This window comes from Belliella buryatensis (assembly GCF_900188245.1).
Classification (GTDB): Bacteria; Bacteroidota; Bacteroidia; order Cytophagales; family Cyclobacteriaceae; genus Belliella; species Belliella buryatensis.
Window position 1 is genome coordinate 172,648 of record NZ_FZOK01000003.1, and the last position, 15,903, is coordinate 188,550.

At 38.9% G+C, this 15,903-nt stretch carries 19 protein-coding genes and 1 tRNA gene; 11 read left to right on the top strand and 9 right to left on the bottom strand.

Going from position 1 to position 15,903, the window contains the following annotated elements; genetic code table 11:
• Positions 1 to 64 precede the first annotated feature (64 nt).
• Genes trmD through CHB66_RS04390 form a run of 3 tightly spaced genes read right to left on the bottom strand, consistent with a single transcriptional unit; the run spans position 65 to position 1,856 of the window.
• Positions 65 to 751 (bottom strand): tRNA (guanosine(37)-N1)-methyltransferase TrmD, encoded by a 687-nt coding sequence (gene trmD, locus CHB66_RS04380; protein WP_089238597.1) that lies wholly within the window; start codon positions 749 to 751, stop codon positions 65 to 67.
• A gap of 2 nt (positions 752 to 753) precedes the next feature.
• On the bottom strand, positions 754 to 1,284 hold the full coding sequence (rimM, locus tag CHB66_RS04385) for a ribosome maturation factor RimM (RefSeq protein WP_089238365.1): 531 nt from the start codon (positions 1,282 to 1,284) through the stop codon (positions 754 to 756).
• A 14-nt stretch (positions 1,285 to 1,298) separates the two neighbouring features.
• The gene (locus CHB66_RS04390; protein WP_089238599.1) at positions 1,299 to 1,856 is read right to left on the bottom strand and encodes a 30S ribosomal protein S16; all 558 of its coding nucleotides are present in this window, start codon (positions 1,854 to 1,856) and stop codon (positions 1,299 to 1,301) included.
• Positions 1,857 to 2,051: 195 nt separating this feature from the next.
• Here CHB66_RS04390 and CHB66_RS16875 point away from each other — a divergent pair, with 195 nt between their 5' ends.
• The 4 genes from CHB66_RS16875 (at position 2,052) to CHB66_RS04405 (ending at position 3,128) form a co-directional block, all read left to right on the top strand.
• Complete coding sequence (locus CHB66_RS16875) at positions 2,052 to 2,222, top strand: GIY-YIG nuclease family protein (protein ID WP_170932429.1); 171 nt, start codon at positions 2,052 to 2,054, stop codon at positions 2,220 to 2,222.
• Positions 2,223 to 2,225: 3 nt separating this feature from the next.
• Positions 2,226 to 2,297: transfer RNA gene (locus tag CHB66_RS04395), tRNA-Arg, on the top strand.
• A gap of 229 nt (positions 2,298 to 2,526) precedes the next feature.
• Positions 2,527 to 2,883, top strand: a complete 357-nt coding sequence (locus CHB66_RS04400) for an RDD family protein (RefSeq protein WP_089238367.1) — start codon at positions 2,527 to 2,529, stop codon at positions 2,881 to 2,883.
• An 11-nt stretch (positions 2,884 to 2,894) separates the two neighbouring features.
• A complete protein-coding gene (locus CHB66_RS04405) occupies positions 2,895 to 3,128 on the top strand; it encodes a hypothetical protein (RefSeq protein WP_245812667.1) in 234 nt (77 codons plus the stop codon).
• A gap of 315 nt (positions 3,129 to 3,443) precedes the next feature.
• Here CHB66_RS04405 and metK read toward each other — a convergent pair whose 3' ends face one another.
• Positions 3,444 to 4,697: a methionine adenosyltransferase gene (metK, locus tag CHB66_RS04410; protein WP_089238369.1), complete on the bottom strand. Its 1,254-nt coding sequence runs from the start codon at positions 4,695 to 4,697 to the stop codon at positions 3,444 to 3,446.
• Between the two features lie 328 nt (positions 4,698 to 5,025).
• Here metK and CHB66_RS04415 point away from each other — a divergent pair, with 328 nt between their 5' ends.
• Genes CHB66_RS04415 through CHB66_RS04425 form a run of 3 tightly spaced genes read left to right on the top strand, consistent with a single transcriptional unit; the run spans position 5,026 to position 6,886 of the window.
• Complete coding sequence (locus CHB66_RS04415; protein WP_089238371.1) at positions 5,026 to 5,472, top strand: hypothetical protein; 447 nt, start codon at positions 5,026 to 5,028, stop codon at positions 5,470 to 5,472.
• A 2-nt stretch (positions 5,473 to 5,474) separates the two neighbouring features.
• Complete coding sequence (locus CHB66_RS04420) at positions 5,475 to 6,668, top strand: GTP-binding protein (RefSeq protein WP_089238373.1); 1,194 nt, start codon at positions 5,475 to 5,477, stop codon at positions 6,666 to 6,668.
• Between the two features lie 35 nt (positions 6,669 to 6,703).
• Positions 6,704 to 6,886, top strand: a complete 183-nt coding sequence (locus CHB66_RS04425) for a hypothetical protein (RefSeq protein ID WP_089238375.1) — start codon at positions 6,704 to 6,706, stop codon at positions 6,884 to 6,886.
• Between the two features lie 56 nt (positions 6,887 to 6,942).
• On the opposite strand, the gene CHB66_RS04430 is transcribed toward CHB66_RS04425, so the two are convergent.
• The 3 genes from CHB66_RS04430 to CHB66_RS04440 are packed head-to-tail and all read right to left on the bottom strand — an operon-like array spanning position 6,943 to position 9,601.
• Positions 6,943 to 7,782 carry a mechanosensitive ion channel family protein gene (locus CHB66_RS04430; RefSeq protein WP_089238603.1) on the bottom strand — a complete coding sequence of 280 codons (840 nt, stop codon included), beginning with the start codon at positions 7,780 to 7,782 and terminating at the stop codon, positions 6,943 to 6,945.
• 35 nt (positions 7,783 to 7,817) lie between these two features.
• Entirely contained in the window at positions 7,818 to 8,525 is a 708-nt protein-coding gene (locus CHB66_RS04435; protein ID WP_089238377.1) for a methyltransferase domain-containing protein, read from the bottom strand.
• Entirely contained in the window at positions 8,522 to 9,601 is a 1,080-nt protein-coding gene (locus CHB66_RS04440) for a type III polyketide synthase (protein WP_089238379.1), read from the bottom strand. Before CHB66_RS04440 ends, CHB66_RS04435 begins: the two co-directional genes overlap by 4 nt.
• A gap of 90 nt (positions 9,602 to 9,691) precedes the next feature.
• On the opposite strand from CHB66_RS04440, the gene CHB66_RS04445 reads away from it, so the two are divergent.
• A complete protein-coding gene (locus CHB66_RS04445; protein WP_089238381.1) occupies positions 9,692 to 10,582 on the top strand; it encodes a UbiA family prenyltransferase in 891 nt (296 codons plus the stop codon).
• Here CHB66_RS04445 and CHB66_RS04450 read toward each other — a convergent pair whose 3' ends face one another.
• Complete coding sequence (locus CHB66_RS04450; RefSeq protein ID WP_089238384.1) at positions 10,583 to 11,695, bottom strand: NAD(P)/FAD-dependent oxidoreductase; 1,113 nt, start codon at positions 11,693 to 11,695, stop codon at positions 10,583 to 10,585.
• 120 nt (positions 11,696 to 11,815) lie between these two features.
• On the opposite strand from CHB66_RS04450, the gene CHB66_RS04455 reads away from it, so the two are divergent.
• Both CHB66_RS04455 and CHB66_RS04460 read left to right on the top strand, forming a co-directional pair.
• The gene (locus CHB66_RS04455; RefSeq protein ID WP_089238387.1) at positions 11,816 to 14,323 is read left to right on the top strand and encodes a zinc-dependent metalloprotease; all 2,508 of its coding nucleotides are present in this window, start codon (positions 11,816 to 11,818) and stop codon (positions 14,321 to 14,323) included.
• Positions 14,324 to 14,484: 161 nt separating this feature from the next.
• Entirely contained in the window at positions 14,485 to 14,907 is a 423-nt protein-coding gene (locus CHB66_RS04460; protein ID WP_089238389.1) for a Fur family transcriptional regulator, read from the top strand.
• Here the strand turns inward: CHB66_RS04460 and CHB66_RS04465 are convergent.
• Positions 14,904 to 15,137, bottom strand: coding sequence for a hypothetical protein (locus CHB66_RS04465; protein ID WP_089238392.1), 234 nt, complete (start codon positions 15,135 to 15,137; stop codon positions 14,904 to 14,906). The two genes, CHB66_RS04460 and CHB66_RS04465, sit on opposite strands and share 4 nt — an antisense overlap.
• Before the next feature lie 169 nt (positions 15,138 to 15,306).
• On the opposite strand from CHB66_RS04465, the gene CHB66_RS04470 reads away from it, so the two are divergent.
• Complete coding sequence (locus tag CHB66_RS04470; protein WP_076498648.1) at positions 15,307 to 15,783, top strand: YcxB family protein; 477 nt, start codon at positions 15,307 to 15,309, stop codon at positions 15,781 to 15,783.
• The last annotated feature ends 120 nt before the right edge of the window (positions 15,784 to 15,903 follow it).

Below are 15,903 nucleotides of genomic sequence, written 5' to 3' on the forward strand. Positions count from 1 at the left end.
AATCATCTCGTGGATGATTTTCTGTTAAATTCTTTTATAAATCGCTTGTTGCTGTCATCGCCATTCAGAAATCTTTCCTTTCCATCAGGTCAGGTCTTCTATCTTTAGTCCGGCGAACCGATTGCTCAAATCTCCAATCTTCGATTTTGGCTTGGTGTCCTGAGAGTAAGATTTCGGGAACTTTCATTCCTTCATATTCTGCAGGTCTTGTAAATACAGGAGGGGCTAGCAATCCATCCTGAAAGGAATCAGTGAGAGCAGAAGTTTCATCATTGAGCACTCCTGGGATTAAGCGAATGATCGCATCAGCTAAAACTGCTGCGGCCAATTCTCCTCCAGATAGTACAAAGTCACCAATACTGATTTCTCTAGTGATGAATTTCTGTCTGACCCTTTCATCCACTCCTTTGTAATGTCCACACAACATCATCAGATTTCCTTTAAGAGACAATTCATTCGCCATATTTTGGTTGAATGTATTGCCATCAGGAGTAAGATAGATGATTTCGTCGTAATCTCTCTCACTTTGGAGCTCTTGGATACATTTTGCGATAGGCTCTATCATCATGACCATGCCTGCACCACCTCCAAAAGCATAATCATCGACTTGCTTTTGTTTTCCAGTAGCATAATCTCTCAAGTTGTGCACTTTGACAGTTGCTAGCCCTTTTTCTTCTGCTCTTTTGAGAATAGAATGTGAAAATGGACCATCTAATAAGCCAGGCACTACCGTGATGATGTCTATGCGCATCATTATTCCTCTAGATATATTTCAAGTAAGCCTTCTGGGAGTTGACAGTAAACTTTATTAGCTGTCTTGTCTACCTTTTGGATAATTCCGTCCTGAATAGGTATCAGCACTTCTTTTCCATTGTGGTCTACACCCATCAAATCTTGTGTTTGAAGATCATAGATAATTTTGATTTCCCCGATCAAGCCGAGTTTTTCATCTACTACTTCGAATCCTATTAATTCATGGAAATAATACTGGTTCTCACCCAATTCCTCAAGTGCTGTCAGAGGCAAGTATAATTCCGAACCGACTAACTTTTCTGCATCGTCCAAGGTATTGTAATCTTCAAATTTTGCCAAGACTTTATTGTTTGGCTGAAGGTCAAAATACTCAAGAAAGAAAGGAACAAGTCTGGATTTTTGATCTATAAAAACATGTTCGATGCCTTCATATACTTCTGGATAATCCACATCCAATACTACAGTAACTTCTCCATGAAGACCATGAACCTTAGCAATATAGCCCAATTGAAAACAATTGTCTTTGTTCATGGCAAGGTAGGATATTAAGCTTGAGTTTCTTCACCATCAGCAGAAGCTTCAGGAGCTTCTTCTGCAGCAGGAACTTCAGCTTCAGCGGACTCAGCAGCAGCTGCGGCTTTTGCTTCTTCTTCTCTAGCTTTGATAGCATCAAGTCTAGCTTGGTTTTTAGCAGTTTCAGCATCAAGGGCTTTTTGACGTGCATCAGCTTTCTCTTTAGCCAATTTGTCAACTTTGCCAGTGATAGCTTCTTCTTTGCTCGCTTTCCAAGCTTCAAATTTTTTGTCAGCCTCTTCCTGAGAGATTGCACCTTTCAATACACCGATCTGAAGGTGTTTCTGAAGCAATACACCTCTGTAAGAAAGCATTGCCTTTACAGTGTCTGTAGGCTGCGCACCGTTCAACAACCATTTAAGAGCACGCTCGTTGTTGATGTTGATAGATGCAGGGTCAGTGTTTGGGTTGTAAGTACCCAGTTTCTCGATAAAGCGTCCATCACGTGGAGCTCTAGCATCAGCTACTACTACGTCATAGATGGCTAATCTTTTTCTACCTCTACGCGCTAATCTGATTTTTACTGCCATATTATATTGATATTTAGTGAATTGATGGATCCCGTCCATCGTGATTTTTGGACTGCAAAGATATGGCTTTTATATTGAAAGTCACAAGTAGTCAGAAATATATTTGCTTAGGTTGAAGATTTTGATTTAAATTAGCGATTCTTCGAAGGTGAAGCGTGGAGATATTGGTAGAGATGGTTTGAAAATGTACAAAGTATGATGTACAAAGAAAAAGAGTACAATGCTGGTAAAACTCAATCAACAAAAGGCTGGAGACCTTGGACCCTTTTACATAAAGAAGAAGTTGAAACTAGAGAACAAGCTAGGGTTAAAGAAATTTTCCTTAAATCAGGGGCAAAAAAGGAGTTTCTGAAATGTTTGAAGTAATATGGCTGCGTAGTTCAATGGATAGAACAAGCGTTTCCTAAACGCTAGATCTAGGTTCGATCCCTAGCGCGGCTACTATAAAACCCCGATTTCAGGCTGTAATTGGGGTTTGCTATTTTTAGAAACACTACAAAACCGATTGCAGGTTATTGCATCATTTTACGTTTTATTATTTATATATATAAACTTCCCTTAGATTTTTTCATCAAAGCAATAAATTAGAATTCTAAATCCATACTAGAAACTAACAAATAAATTTCTTCTTTTAGTTAACTTTTTATATGTTAGCAGAAATTTAGTTATAATGAATTTCAAATATAGAATTGTAAATTTCCTTGTTGATATTTCAGCCTTTTTGATTTTTTCTGTAGTGATCTTATGGGTTTTCAAAGGGGTCATTGAAAAAGAATCGGTTAGAAACTTCCTCATTGGATTTTACTTTTTCTATTATTTTACAAGTGAATTGGTTTTTGGACAAACGCTCGGTAAGATGCTTACCAAAACAAAAGTTGTAGACAAAAGAACTGGCGAAAAAGCAAAAGCCTATCAAATTTTGATTAGAACATTCTTAAGGGGACTCCCTTTCTATTTTCTTTCTTATTTCATTACCGAAAAAGGTCTTCACGATCATTTTTCACAAACTATATTAATCAAATCTTAAAATTTAATCCAATGAAAACGACTATTACCAAATTGCTTTCCATGGTCTTGATCATGGCCTCTTTATCTAGCTGTGCTACTATCTTTGGCGGCCCAGTGACAGAATATCAACGAACCAAGCCAGGGCCAGGTGAGCCTCAAAGGCAAGTTAGAGTTGGTGCTTTGGTGGCAAACATCCTATTATTTATGCCGGGTTTGATTGTAGACTTCGCCACTGGTGCGATCTACAAGCCAGAAGGAAAATAAATAAAGAGCCGTCCAGATATAATTGGACGGCTTCTTATTTTTCTTTAGATATCTTAAAGAATAATTTCAAGGGCTTTTAAAAATCAACCGATTAAAAGCGGTATCTTCCTACAAATCTCAATATCATGGCTAAGGAACATACCGCAAAAAAAACAGAGAAGAAGAAGGCTGAAAAAAACTTGAAGGAAAAAAGAGCTGATAAAAAAGCCAAACAAGAAGAAAAGAAAAAAAGAGACTAACCGTTTTATTTTTTCCCTAGAGCTTAGGCAAATTAAAAAAAGCGACTCAAAAGCCGCTTTTTTTAATTTAACTTCATCAAAGCCCAAAAGCCTTTTTGATCTTATCTACATAGTCGAGTTTTTCCCATGTAAATAACTCCACATCCAAATCAATGGACTTGCCATCAGGCGTAAAGAAGGTTTTGCTGACCACCTCATTTTTTCGACCCATGTGACCATAAGCCGCTGTCTCTTCATATATCGGATACCTCAACTTGAGTCGCTGCTCTATAGCATAAGGACGCATATCAAATATTTCTTCTACTTTCTTGGCAATTGCTCCATCGGAAAGTCCCAATTTTGAAGTCCCATAAGTATTAACATAGATCCCCATGGGCTTGGCCACACCGATGGCATAGGATACCTGAACCAAGATCTCGTCAGCAATGCCTGCAGCCACCATGTTCTTTGCGATATGCCTTGTTGCATAAGCCGCGGAGCGATCCACTTTCGAAGGGTCTTTTCCTGAAAATGCTCCTCCACCATGGGCGCCCTTGCCACCATAAGTATCAACGATGATTTTCCGGCCAGTCAATCCAGTATCCCCATGTGGCCCTCCAATGACAAATTTGCCTGTAGGGTTGATGTGGTAAGTAATATCCTCAGTGAATAAGGCTTGAATTTCTGGTTTCAATTGAGCTTTTACTCTTGGAATCAAGATAGCGATCAAGTCTTCCTTGATTTTGGCAAGCATGGTAGGCTCATCTGCGAAGTCATCATGCTGTGTAGATATCACAATGGCATCGATGCGCTGAGGTACGTTATCATCAGAATACTCGATCGTCACCTGAGATTTAGAATCTGGTCTGAGGTATTTGATTTGATCATTTTCTCTTCTCAATGCTGCCAATTCTCTCAAGATTCTATGCGAAAGGTCCAAAGCCAAAGGCATGTAATCTTCGGTCTCTTTGGTTGCATAGCCAAACATCATCCCTTGATCTCCTGCTCCTTGTTCTTCTGGACTGTTCCTGTCTACTCCTTGATTGATGTCTGGGGATTGCTCGTGAATGGCCGAAAGTACACCACAAGAATTACCGTCAAACATGTACTCCCCTTTGGTATAACCAATCCTATTGATCACATCACGAGCGATCTTCTGTACATCCAAGTAGGTATCTGACTTTACTTCTCCCGCTAAGATCACCTGGCCAGTTGTTACCAAAGTCTCACAGGCTACCTTAGACCTAGGGTCAAAAGCCAAAAAATTATCAATCAATGCATCAGAAATCTGATCTGCAATCTTGTCCGGATGTCCTTCAGAAACTGACTCCGATGTAAATAAATATGGCATATATAAATTACTTTTTTACTGAATCTTAAATAGTGCGTAAAAATACGGTTTAGGTCCGAAATAAAAAATGAAGTGCTAAACCTTATGATGGATGGACGAGGTTACAAATCAGTTTTGATTAACTTTGAAATTGTGTTAACCACATTCAGAAAATTACTTTTGAAGTAAGAAAAAAATTAAATGCAACAATGTTGCATATTAAAAATATTCAGAATACCTTTGGAACCTAATCATTCATATAGTGTTCTCTTCATTTGAATGATGATGGTTGACAATTAGGCTCCAATCTTCGGATTGGAGTCTTTTATTAGAAAAATCAAGAACACCTATGAAAAAGTTAGCTTTGACACTTATTGGAGGAATGCTTCTCCTGAGCAGTATGGTCAGCCCAGACCCAGATATGTGGGCGATGTTTTCCAAAACCCGCTTCATAGAAAAACTCAACAGGGAATTTGGGATGTATTTTCTATATCCTAAATTTTCAGATGAACTCAAAGCGCTAGAGGGAACCTCAGTGACTGTTTCGGGTTTCTATATTCCGCTTGAAATGAACGCTTCCAATATTGCAGTGATCTCTAAGTTTCCTCAAGCAGAATGTTTCTTTTGCGGGGGAGCTGGACCTGAGAGCATTGTGGTCGGCTATCTAAAAAAGAAACCCAATCGCAAAATAAAAACTGATGAGATCGTCAAAATAAGAGGTAAACTGAGACTCAATGAAGATGATATTGAAGAGCTCAATTTTATACTCCAAGATGCCGAAATCATCTTAGACTAAAAATGCAAAAAAAACTTCCTGTCACAGTACTCAGCGGATTTTTAGGGGCTGGTAAAACAACCCTCCTCAATCACATTCTTCACAATAAAGAAGGCCTCAAAGTTGCCGTAATTGTCAATGACATGAGCGAGGTCAATGTAGACGCACAGCTGGTGAGGCAAGAAAACACCTTGTCGCGAACAGAGGAACGATTGGTAGAAATGAGCAATGGCTGTATCTGTTGTACCCTCCGGGAAGACCTTATGATTGAAGTGGAGCGATTAGCTAAGGAAAATCGTTTTGATTACCTTCTAATCGAAAGTACGGGGATTTCCGAACCACTTCCTGTTGCTCAGACTTTTAGCTTTGTGGACGAAGAAAAAGGTATAGACCTCTCTAGGTTCAGTCAATTAGACACCCTGGTTACCGTAGTCGATGCTTTCAATTTTTACAAAGATTTTGGAAGTGCCGACACCGTATATTCTAAAAATCTCATTGATGATCCTGAAGATCAAAGGAGCATTGTCAACTTATTAACTGATCAAATTGAATTTGCTAATGTTATTCTGATCAATAAGGCTGATTTGGTAGAGGCGAGGCATTTGGCTGAACTGAAAGCAATCATTAACAAACTCAATCCAGCAGCTAAAATCATCATCACAGAAAACTCCAAGGTCAGCCCTACTGAAATTTTGAACACAGGTATGTTTGACTTTGAAGAGGCCTCCAATTCTGCGGGATGGCAAGCGGAGCTTGATAAAGACCACACACCTGAGACGGAAGAATACGGTATTTCTTCTTTTGTTTTCAGAGATAAGCGTCCTTTTCATCCTCAGAGGTTTTGGGACTTTATTTCATTCAATTGGCCCGGCAATGTAATTCGAAGCAAAGGGCTATTCTACATTGCTTCGAGAAAAGATCAAGCGATCTCTTGGTCACAAGCAGGAGGATCTGTCAAAGCAGAACCTGTTGGAGTATGGTGGGCCAGTATGCCATTCAAGGATAGGACGCGATATGCATCTTACCTAGACAATCAAATATTGATAGAGGCCAAATGGGACAAGAACTTTGGTGATCGGCAAAATGAACTGGTGATCATAGGTCAAGACTTAGATCAGGAATTGATTCAGCAAGAGCTAGAAAGTTGCTTGCTAAATCCCAGTGAAGTGGTAGCATTTCTGAAAGGGCAAAAGTTTACCGACAACTGGCCTATTTAAGTTGCACTTTTTCCCGATAGCTTCGTTATACTACTATGGATCAAAAACCTAAAAAAACAGAAGAAGAAGCAGAAGATTGGGATTTCAGCGAAGGCTTCGGGGGAATTCCCGAAGATGTGGATCTGACCAAGAACATTGGATGTGCTGGAGGAGGAAGTAGAAAGAAGCAAAAAGAAAAATCTACTCAATCTGAAAGCGACAAAGAAAAGGAAGATTAAAACCAAAATAGCTACCCAAATGGGTAGCTATTTTGGTTTTAATCACAAAAGGCTGATTACTTTTTGCCTTCTGGGTAATAGTGATTGACATCTCTTTGAGGGAATGGAATCTCAATGTCATTGGCTTCAAATGCTTCTTTTAGCGCCTCCATATTATCCCAATATACCGGCCATAGATCACCTGCATCTGCCCAACATCTGACTACCAAGTCCAAGGAACTATCCCCGAAGCTCGTGAATTTCACCACGGGTTCTGGATCAGCATGAATTCTTTCATCTTTCCCCAATGTTGACAAAATCACCTGTCTGGTTTTTTTCAAATCGGTCCCATAAGCCACTCCGATAGCCATCTCTACCCTTCTTGTCGGCTTTTGAGATAGATTGATAATAGAATTGTTAGCCAATGCACCATTAGGAATAGTCACTACCCTGTTGTCAAAGTTTCTGACTTTGGTATATAAGATATCTATACTTTCTACGGCTCCCAGCGTGCCTTGCGCTTCAATAGTATCTCCTACTTTGAATGGCTTAAAGATCAGGATCAAAACTCCTCCTGCAAAATTGGACAAAGAGCCCTGCAAGGCCAACCCAACTGCCAAACCAGCCGCACCGAGTATAGCGATAAAGGATGTCAACTCCATCCCCACTTGGGTAGCTATAGAAATAAATAAAAGAACGAATAATAATGCCCTAGAAAAGCTTGTCAAAAATGTGGACAAAGAAGCATCTATTTCATATTTATCAAAAATTTTATTCAGCCCTTTCATCAATAAATTGATGATATATCGACCAATTATAAATGTAATCAGGGCACCAAGTAAACTTGGACCATATTCAAAAACAAAATCAATTGCTTTCTCTTGTATCTTTTCTACTGTTGCTAAATCTAATTCCATATCTGAAAGTTTAAGTTTAAAATAGATATACAAATTTAAGGATTCATTACGATAACCTGCCATCTGAAAGCCCAAAACCACTTCAAGGAATAGGATGGAACTGAAATATTTCTAAAAATCTCTTCCCAATCTGTCCTGGAAAAAGCTCTCAAAACGGAAAGCGGTCCATCATGTTTGACCATTTTTGATTTTGAAAACAAGCGGGTCAAAAACTTGATGCTATAATAAGCAACTTTGTGACGGTGAAGATCATTGATGACTACTCCTAATTTTGCCTGATTGATCAAGGATTTTAGCAAATTTCTTAGTTCCTCATCTGTGAAGTGATGGGTAAATAATGTGCAGGTAATGATATCTGCTTTTTTGTCCAAAAACCCTGCCTCAAACACATTTTTGATCAAAAAATCGACATTTTTCAAGTCAGCCAACCTGTTTTTAGCAAATTCTATGGTATTAGGATTTGCGTCCACACCTATGAATTGCAGGTCAACTTTTTCATTGCTTGCCCAATTAGCCATTACTCTGATCATATCCCCTCCTCCACAGCCAATGTCTGCTACGGTATAGGATGCTTGCGGATATTGGGTTATGATTTTACTCAACCCATCTGTAGTGACATGGTTACCCCCTAAGAGCTTGTTGATGGTTTTGAGCTCTTTTAAGGTTTGATCTAATACTGGCCCATCACAAGCAAGGTCATCCATGATTTCTTTTTCTGAACTACGGTGCTTGAAATCTATCATGACTTTTCAAGTAAAAGTGTTTCTAATGTCAATCCAGGACCAAAGCCCATTGCTAAAATTTTTCCAAACCGATCCCTATCTGCAAGCCAGCCAGCCAATACAAACAAAATTGTCGCAGAAGACATATTGCCATATTGCTTTAAAACCTGATGTGAGAGATCATTTTGGGAAGCGGTGATTCCAAAAACTTCCTCAACCTTTTGCAAAATCTGTTTTCCCCCTGGATGGACAGCAAAGTGATTTACCTCAGAAAGTTGATGTAATTTTTCCAAATAGCCAGAAAGGCTATTCAATCCTTTATGCAACAGTTCTGGTACATATTTACTCAGTTTCATCTCAAATCCAAAATCACCAATCCTCCAAGCCATGTCATGAATGCCTTCTCTGATGATTTGGCTACTATAGTTTTTAATCGCTAAGCCCTTTTCTTGCTTAGCTACTATTGCCGCAGCAGCTCCATCTCCAAAAATTGCATTGGCAATCAGGTTATCCTCGTTGTATTCTTTTTGAAAATGAATAGTACATAACTCCACGGAGAGAATCAGCACCTTGGCACTCGGTTCAGAATCGCAAATTCTATCAGCCAACTTAATGGCATTGAATGCAGCATAGCAACCCATAAAATGTATACAGTATCTTTCTACATTGGTAGGGATTCCTAGTTCGTGAATCAAATCAATCTCCAGCCCTGGCGCATACATACCAGTACAAGAAACCAACACCATATGGGTGATTTCTTCAGCAAGCACTTTTGATTTTTCAAGACAACTATTAATCGCTGCCTTACCTAAATCCAAAGCATTTTTTTCAAAAACCCTCATCCGCTTATCAGTGCTTGGAAATGGATCGAGGCTTGTATTAGGTGGGAAAAACTTAAAACTGGATGGATCATTATATTTGAAATCTTCCAATGCACTATGTCTGAATTCTATTCCTGATGACTTATATACAAAATTTAGCTTTCTCCCTTCTCTTTCATCCAGTTGATGTGCAAGTTTCATAAACTTACTGATCTGCATTTGCGGAATCGGAGATCCTGGATTGGCTGTACCTATACTCAAAATATGATTTTCCATCAAAACGGTATCTCTGTTAAAATTAAATTTGGATGACTAAAACGAAACAAGTACTTTCCACAAAAGTTAAGAAAAACAATTCATAATCTTATGTTCAGTCTATCTAGTTGGAAACATTTACGGATTCCTTTTTCTTTTTACCTCCTTCCCATATTCATTTTGGCATTGGCTTTTACCCCCAATCATAATCCAGAAAGGATGCTATTGGTCTTTCTTAGCTTGCATTTGTTTCTCTACCCATCTAGCAATGGCTATAATAGTTACTTTGACAAAGACGAGGGTAGCATTGGCGGTTTAAAAAATCCACCAAAGGTGAACAAAGGGCTATATTACCTCTCTTTGGTTTTTTTCCTTATTGCAATAGTTTTAGCTGCTTTGATCAATCCCTCGTTTGCTGGTATGGTCATCGTGTATGGGCTAGTTTCAATGGCCTACAGCCACCCAAGTATCCGGCTTAAAAAAATGCCCTACGTCAGCTGGATTGTGGCGGGGTTTTTTCAAGGTTGTTTTACTTTTTGTATGGCTTATGCTGGATTGAGTGATTTTGGTTTTGAGGTTTTGACTAGACCCCATGTGGTGATTCCAGGGCTTTTGACCTCCTTGATGCTCTGGGGGTCGTATCCTTTGACACAAATATATCAGCACGAAGAGGATGCTAAACGTGGAGATCAAACACTTAGTTTGAAACTCGGCATCAAGGGGACGTTCCTTTTTTCTTCGATTTGGTTTTTTGTAGCTGGTATCGCCTTTGCGTGGTTTTTTGTAGAAAAAAATCAAATCTGGGCTTTATATGGATTTATGGCTGCTATGTCTCCTGTAATTTTGTATTTTTTGGTTTGGTTCTCTTTCGTAACCAAAAATTCTAAAAAGTACGTCACTTACTCTTGGGCGATGTGGATGAATAGAATTTCTGCGATAGCTCTGAACATTTTTTTCTTCTGGTACTTTCTCGAAAATACCCAGATACTTCAAGTTATGTAGTCAGACCATTTCGCCATGTGTACGTTTCATGATTTGAGTGGCAAGAAATGGAGACCTTTTAATAAGGCCTACGGAAAACTCCGATACTCCCTTAGCTCCAAACAACCTTTGGATATTTCTACCCACCCAAAGTCTCTTTCTAAAATGGGTGTTCCACTGAAAGTTATAGAATTGTTCAATCTCATTTCTTCTTGAAAATTTAATTAATGCCTCCGCTGCCAATTTACCTGTGTGTATTGCGATAGCCATTCCATTGCCACAGAGCGGAGTGATCAAGCCTGCAGCATCTCCTACCATGAGCATGTGATTTTCAACAGGTTTTTTGGAAGAAAAATTGATTTCATTGATTACTTCTGGCTTTTCGAATAAAAACTCACTGTGTTGCCATATATGTTTTAAAAATGGGTTCTGCCAAAGAAAATCTATTTCCATCTGCTGAATACTCCCAGCACTTCTCAGCTGTTCCTTAGATCCTAAATAGCATAAATTGAAAATTCCATCTTCTACCCTATTGATTCCACAATAGCCTCCTTCAAAATTATGGAGCGCCACCGTATGATGATCAAAATCAGTTTTGATGTGATATTTGACTCCAATAAAAGGGCTCCGCTGGGACATAAAATCACGCTCCAAAAATTTATCCACCTTAGACCGCTTCCCATACGCACCTATCAAGTGATTGCAGACAAGCTGACGTCCATCTCCAAGAGTGAGAATAAACTTCATGGCATCTTGATCGAAAAAGACCTCTTCTACTTGTGTTTGAAGTAAAAAGTCAACTCCAATATTTTTGGCCTTTTGATAAAGAAAAGCATCTAATGCGAATCTGCTAATGCCAAAACCACCCATATCTAGCGGCATACTGACACTTTTACCTTTGGTTGAAGTGAGTTGAAAAGTATGGATATCACCTAAATCAAATTCATTTGGAAAAAGGCCTTCTTGCATTAAAAATTCGCGTACTTCGTTGCTGATATATTCTCCACAAACACGATGAAAAGGATAAGTCTTTTTCTCGATGACCAAGACTTGTTTACCTGCTTTTCCAAGCAAGTTAGCAGCAATCAATCCCGCTAGACCTCCTCCAATAATTATAATTTCCTTTACTTGCATGGATTTATATGCCTTTTATTTGGATGATTTACCGCTTATCAAATTTAGATAATGACTATTAAGAATAAAGCCTTTTTACGGGTTAATTTCAAAACTTATTAAATGTCAACTACAATCTATATGAAGAAGTTTTCCCAAATTAATTTCCGATTCGGAATCATGGGTCTCCTTTTTTTAGGATCTGTACTCATTACTGATGATGCATGGTCTCAAAGAAAAAAGAAGGAAGATCCGAAAACTGCCACTCCGGCAGCACCTGCACCAAAACCACAGGCTAAATCAGGGCCTAAAGCATTTTCTGAAGTAATCACTTCAAAAGCAAAAACTAAAGAAGGTCTCTTCAATGTCCACGAAATCGAAGGTAAGTATTTCTATGAAATTCCCGAAGAAATGCTGGGAAGAGAAATGCTAATCGTAACCACCATTGCTAAAACTGCTGATGGCATTGGCTATGGCGGAGAGCGTACCAATACGCTTTTAGTAAGATGGGATAGAGAAGGTGATAATGTCCTGTTGAGAGTAGTATCTTACTCCAATGTGGCAGCTGATTCCTTGCCTATATCTATTGCTGTAAAAAACTCCAACCTAGAGCCTATTCTTCAAAAATTTGATGTAAAAGCACTATCAAAAGATGAAAGAGGCGTAGTTATCGAAGTGACAGATCTATTTGCTAAGGATGTACAAGCTATTGGACTACCTAGAAATAGAAGAACCCAGTTTAAAGTAACAAGATTGGATTCTGACAGATCTTATATTGAAAGACTCAGTCCATATCCGATGAATATCGAAGCGCGCTACGTGATGACATACGCAGCTACTGAGCCACCTTCAAATTCAAGCACAGGGCTGATCACTGTCGAGATGAACTCTTCTATGGTATTGCTGCCAAAAGAGCCAATGATGAAGCGTCTAGCTGACAGAAGAGTTGGATGGTTCAGCAGATCTGTAGTAGACTATGGACTTGATGAGCAGAAAGCTACCTCCAGAAGATTCCTTGACAGATGGAGACTAGAAGTCAAAGAAGAAGATTATGACAAATACAGAAGAGGTGAGTTGGTAGAGCCGAAGCAGCCGATCGTATTCTACATTGATCCAGCTACCCCAAGTCAATGGGTGCCTTACTTGAAGCAAGGTGTGGAAGATTGGCAAGCTGCCTTTGAAATGGCCGGATTCAAAAATGCCATCATCGCTAAGGATGCCCCTAGCAAAGAAGAAGACCCTGATTGGAGTCCAGAAGATGCAAGATATTCTGTCATCAGATACTTCGCTTCTGATATCCAAAATGCATACGGTCCTCACGTATCTGATCCAAGATCTGGAGAGATTATCGAGTCTGATATCGGATGGTACCACAATGTGATGAACTTATTGAGAAACTGGTTTTTTATCCAAACTGCTGCTGTAAATCCTGAAGCCAGAGGCGTGAAATTCAGAGAAGAAGTAATGGGCAGATTGATTCAGTTTGTATCTTCTCACGAAGTAGGCCATACCTTGGGTCTTCCTCACAACTTCGCCTCTTCACACGCGTATCCAGTAGACTCTTTGAGATCTGCCACTTTTACTGCAAAGTATAGCACTGCTCCATCTATCATGGACTACGCGAGATTCAACTATGTAGCACAGCCAGGAGACAAAGATGTAAGCTTAATGCCTAATGTAGGACCTTATGATAAATATTCCATCATGTGGGGTTATAAGCCAATTTTAGACGCGAAAACTCCAGAAGACGAGCAGCCGATTCTAGATCAGTGGATTTTGGAAAAAGCAGGTGATCCTATCTATAGATTTGGTCGTCAAGGCAATAGCTATGACCCAAGTACACAAAGTGAAGACTTGGGTGATGATGCTATGAAAGCTTCTGACTATGGAATCAAAAACTTGAAGGTAATCCTTCCAAACTTGATGGAATGGACTGCAGAAGATGACAAGCCTTTCAAAGATTATTCAGATTTAGAAGAAATGTATGGTCAGGTAATTGGTCAGTACAACAGATACATGGGTCATGTAAGAACCAATGTAGGTGGCGTATATGAATTATATAAATCTACAGGTCAAGGTGAAGCGGTCTATGTACATACTGACAAAGCTACTCAAAAAAGAGCCGTTCAATTCCTCAATAAGGAGCTTTTCTCAACCCCTACTTGGTTGATGGATCAGGATATCATTTCAAGAATTGGTGATTTTGGGGCGCTAGAAAGAGTAAGAGGCGTTCAAGTAGGTGCATTGAATGGTATCCTCGAATGGGGCAGATTGGGTAGAGTAATAGAAAATGAAGCCCTCAATGGCAAAGACGCCTACAGCATGACAGAGTTATTTGATGACTTAAGAGCTGGTATCTGGTCGGAATTGGCAAGTGGAAGAACGATCGATGTTCATCGCAGAAGCCTTCAAAGAGCTCATATCGAAAGATTAGAGTATTTGATGACCAATGACGAGCCTGCCGCCGCTAGAAGATTTGGCGCGGTGATCAATGCTTCTCAGTCAGACATCAGACCAATGGTAAGGGGTGAATTGAAAACACTTCAAAGACAAATCACTGCTGCTATTGGCAGGACTTCTGACAGAGCATCTAAACTCCATTTGGAAGATGCACTAGAAAGAGTAAAAGCTGTTTTAGATCCTAAATAGGATTTCATTTCGAATGAATGAATACAAAACTGCCTCCAAATTGGGGGCAGTTTCATTTTTTATAAGCAAATAGTATCTGCAAATCAATCAAGTCCTTATTCATACAAGAGAACAAAAAATAATCTTTATTTTTACGAGAGATTGGAATAAATAAGCAAATCATGGCATTGACTCCTTTAAAAATACTTCAAGATCATAAACTTAGAATCACCAATTGCAGGCAAGAGGTGCTAAGAACATTTTTATCCAAAGACTCAGCGCTTTCACATGCCGACTTAGAAGATGTGCTTAAAGATGACTTTGACCGTGTAACACTTTACAGAACCTTGAAAACTTTTTTAGAAAAAGACCTGATTCATAAAGTTCTTGACGATAGTGGAGCTACCAAATATGCACTCTGTTCGCATGATCACGATGGAGACCACCATCATCATGACCATGAACATGTACATTTCAAATGTGAAAAATGTGGAAAAACCATGTGCTTAGAAGAAGCAATACTCCCAAAAATCGATTTGCCTGATGGCTTTGTCAATAAAGAAGTGAGTTTATTGGTGCAAGGTATCTGTGATAAGTGTAGTTAAAAATTAACTGGTGTTTTTTCTTTTTTTCTTTTATCTACATCAGAAGGCCAAACTACACCTGGAGGAAGGTCAATTTTGGGTGGTGTATAATCTTCTATCCCGCCATCACCATCATCTCCACTATTATTTCTTCCACTGTCGAGTCGGGCTTTGGTTAGGGTAGCTACAAAGTAAATCAACACCACATAAGTGAGACCAAGGAGAACCAAATCAACTAGTAGACTACTCATAATCAGAAAAACTTTTTCTCAAGTTAATATTTATAGTTTTATATATCAATTAATTAACACGCACAATCTCATAATGATTAGAGAAAAGCTAAAAAATTTCAAAGGTTTTTTGATTGGCTTGGTAAATAAGCGATATCATCGGATATTTGCGGACTGAAAATTTATCACAATGATCGTAAAAACAAAAAAATACAAACTCGAAGCAGGTACCTACATCAAGATGGGATTAGTGAATGTCCTTAAGCAACAGTGGTGGGTGATCCTGATCGCAGTAGCAATTGCATGTGGTTATTTCTGGATTGCCTCTTGGTGGTGGATCAGCATGGCCATATTAGCTTATATTTTATATGTTTTGTTTTGGGTGATACAGTTTACGGGTGTCACTCAGATGGAGCAAAACAAGGTGATGTTTGAAAAAATGGCCTACGAAATCGACAGCAGACAAATTCTGATGAAAATCAATACAAAGCAAGGCATGCCAGTCAACTGGAACATGATCAAAAGTGTACAGCTGACCAAAGATGCTTTTGTATTAGTCATGTCCAAAGCTCAGTTTATCCATCTTCCTTTCAAGATTTTCAATTCTGATAATGACAAGAAGTTCGTCGAAACCATCTTGAAAAGAAAAGGGTATATTGGTGAATAATATCCTATTCATCTTCAAGATGTAAAAAGAGGTTATAAACCTTAAATAGATACTTATTGATATTAGATATTACTTTCTGATAGAGATGTATTTTTAAGCTACACTTTCAGATTATCATTT

Bases quoted from the DNA above. Each gene is read 5' to 3' on its own strand.
- trmD (WP_089238597.1), bottom strand. From the start codon at position 751: ATGCGCATAGACATCATCACGGTAGTGCCTGGCTTATTAGATGGTCCA.
- rimM (WP_089238365.1), bottom strand. From the start codon at position 1,284: ATGAACAAAGACAATTGTTTTCAATTGGGCTATATTGCTAAGGTTCAT.
- CHB66_RS04390 (WP_089238599.1), bottom strand. From the start codon at position 1,856: ATGGCAGTAAAAATCAGATTAGCGCGTAGAGGTAGAAAAAGATTAGCC.
- CHB66_RS16875 (WP_170932429.1), top strand. From the start codon at position 2,052: ATGATGTACAAAGAAAAAGAGTACAATGCTGGTAAAACTCAATCAACA.
- CHB66_RS04400 (WP_089238367.1), top strand. From the start codon at position 2,527: ATGAATTTCAAATATAGAATTGTAAATTTCCTTGTTGATATTTCAGCC.
- CHB66_RS04405 (WP_245812667.1), top strand. From the start codon at position 2,895: ATGAAAACGACTATTACCAAATTGCTTTCCATGGTCTTGATCATGGCC.
- metK (WP_089238369.1), bottom strand. From the start codon at position 4,697: ATGCCATATTTATTTACATCGGAGTCAGTTTCTGAAGGACATCCGGAC.
- CHB66_RS04415 (WP_089238371.1), top strand. From the start codon at position 5,026: ATGAAAAAGTTAGCTTTGACACTTATTGGAGGAATGCTTCTCCTGAGC.
- CHB66_RS04420 (WP_089238373.1), top strand. From the start codon at position 5,475: ATGCAAAAAAAACTTCCTGTCACAGTACTCAGCGGATTTTTAGGGGCT.
- CHB66_RS04425 (WP_089238375.1), top strand. From the start codon at position 6,704: ATGGATCAAAAACCTAAAAAAACAGAAGAAGAAGCAGAAGATTGGGAT.
- CHB66_RS04430 (WP_089238603.1), bottom strand. From the start codon at position 7,782: ATGGAATTAGATTTAGCAACAGTAGAAAAGATACAAGAGAAAGCAATT.
- CHB66_RS04435 (WP_089238377.1), bottom strand. From the start codon at position 8,525: ATGATAGATTTCAAGCACCGTAGTTCAGAAAAAGAAATCATGGATGAC.
- CHB66_RS04440 (WP_089238379.1), bottom strand. From the start codon at position 9,601: ATGGAAAATCATATTTTGAGTATAGGTACAGCCAATCCAGGATCTCCG.
- CHB66_RS04445 (WP_089238381.1), top strand. From the start codon at position 9,692: ATGTTCAGTCTATCTAGTTGGAAACATTTACGGATTCCTTTTTCTTTT.
- CHB66_RS04450 (WP_089238384.1), bottom strand. From the start codon at position 11,695: ATGCAAGTAAAGGAAATTATAATTATTGGAGGAGGTCTAGCGGGATTG.
- CHB66_RS04455 (WP_089238387.1), top strand. From the start codon at position 11,816: ATGAAGAAGTTTTCCCAAATTAATTTCCGATTCGGAATCATGGGTCTC.
- CHB66_RS04460 (WP_089238389.1), top strand. From the start codon at position 14,485: ATGGCATTGACTCCTTTAAAAATACTTCAAGATCATAAACTTAGAATC.
- CHB66_RS04465 (WP_089238392.1), bottom strand. From the start codon at position 15,137: ATGAGTAGTCTACTAGTTGATTTGGTTCTCCTTGGTCTCACTTATGTG.
- CHB66_RS04470 (WP_076498648.1), top strand. From the start codon at position 15,307: ATGATCGTAAAAACAAAAAAATACAAACTCGAAGCAGGTACCTACATC.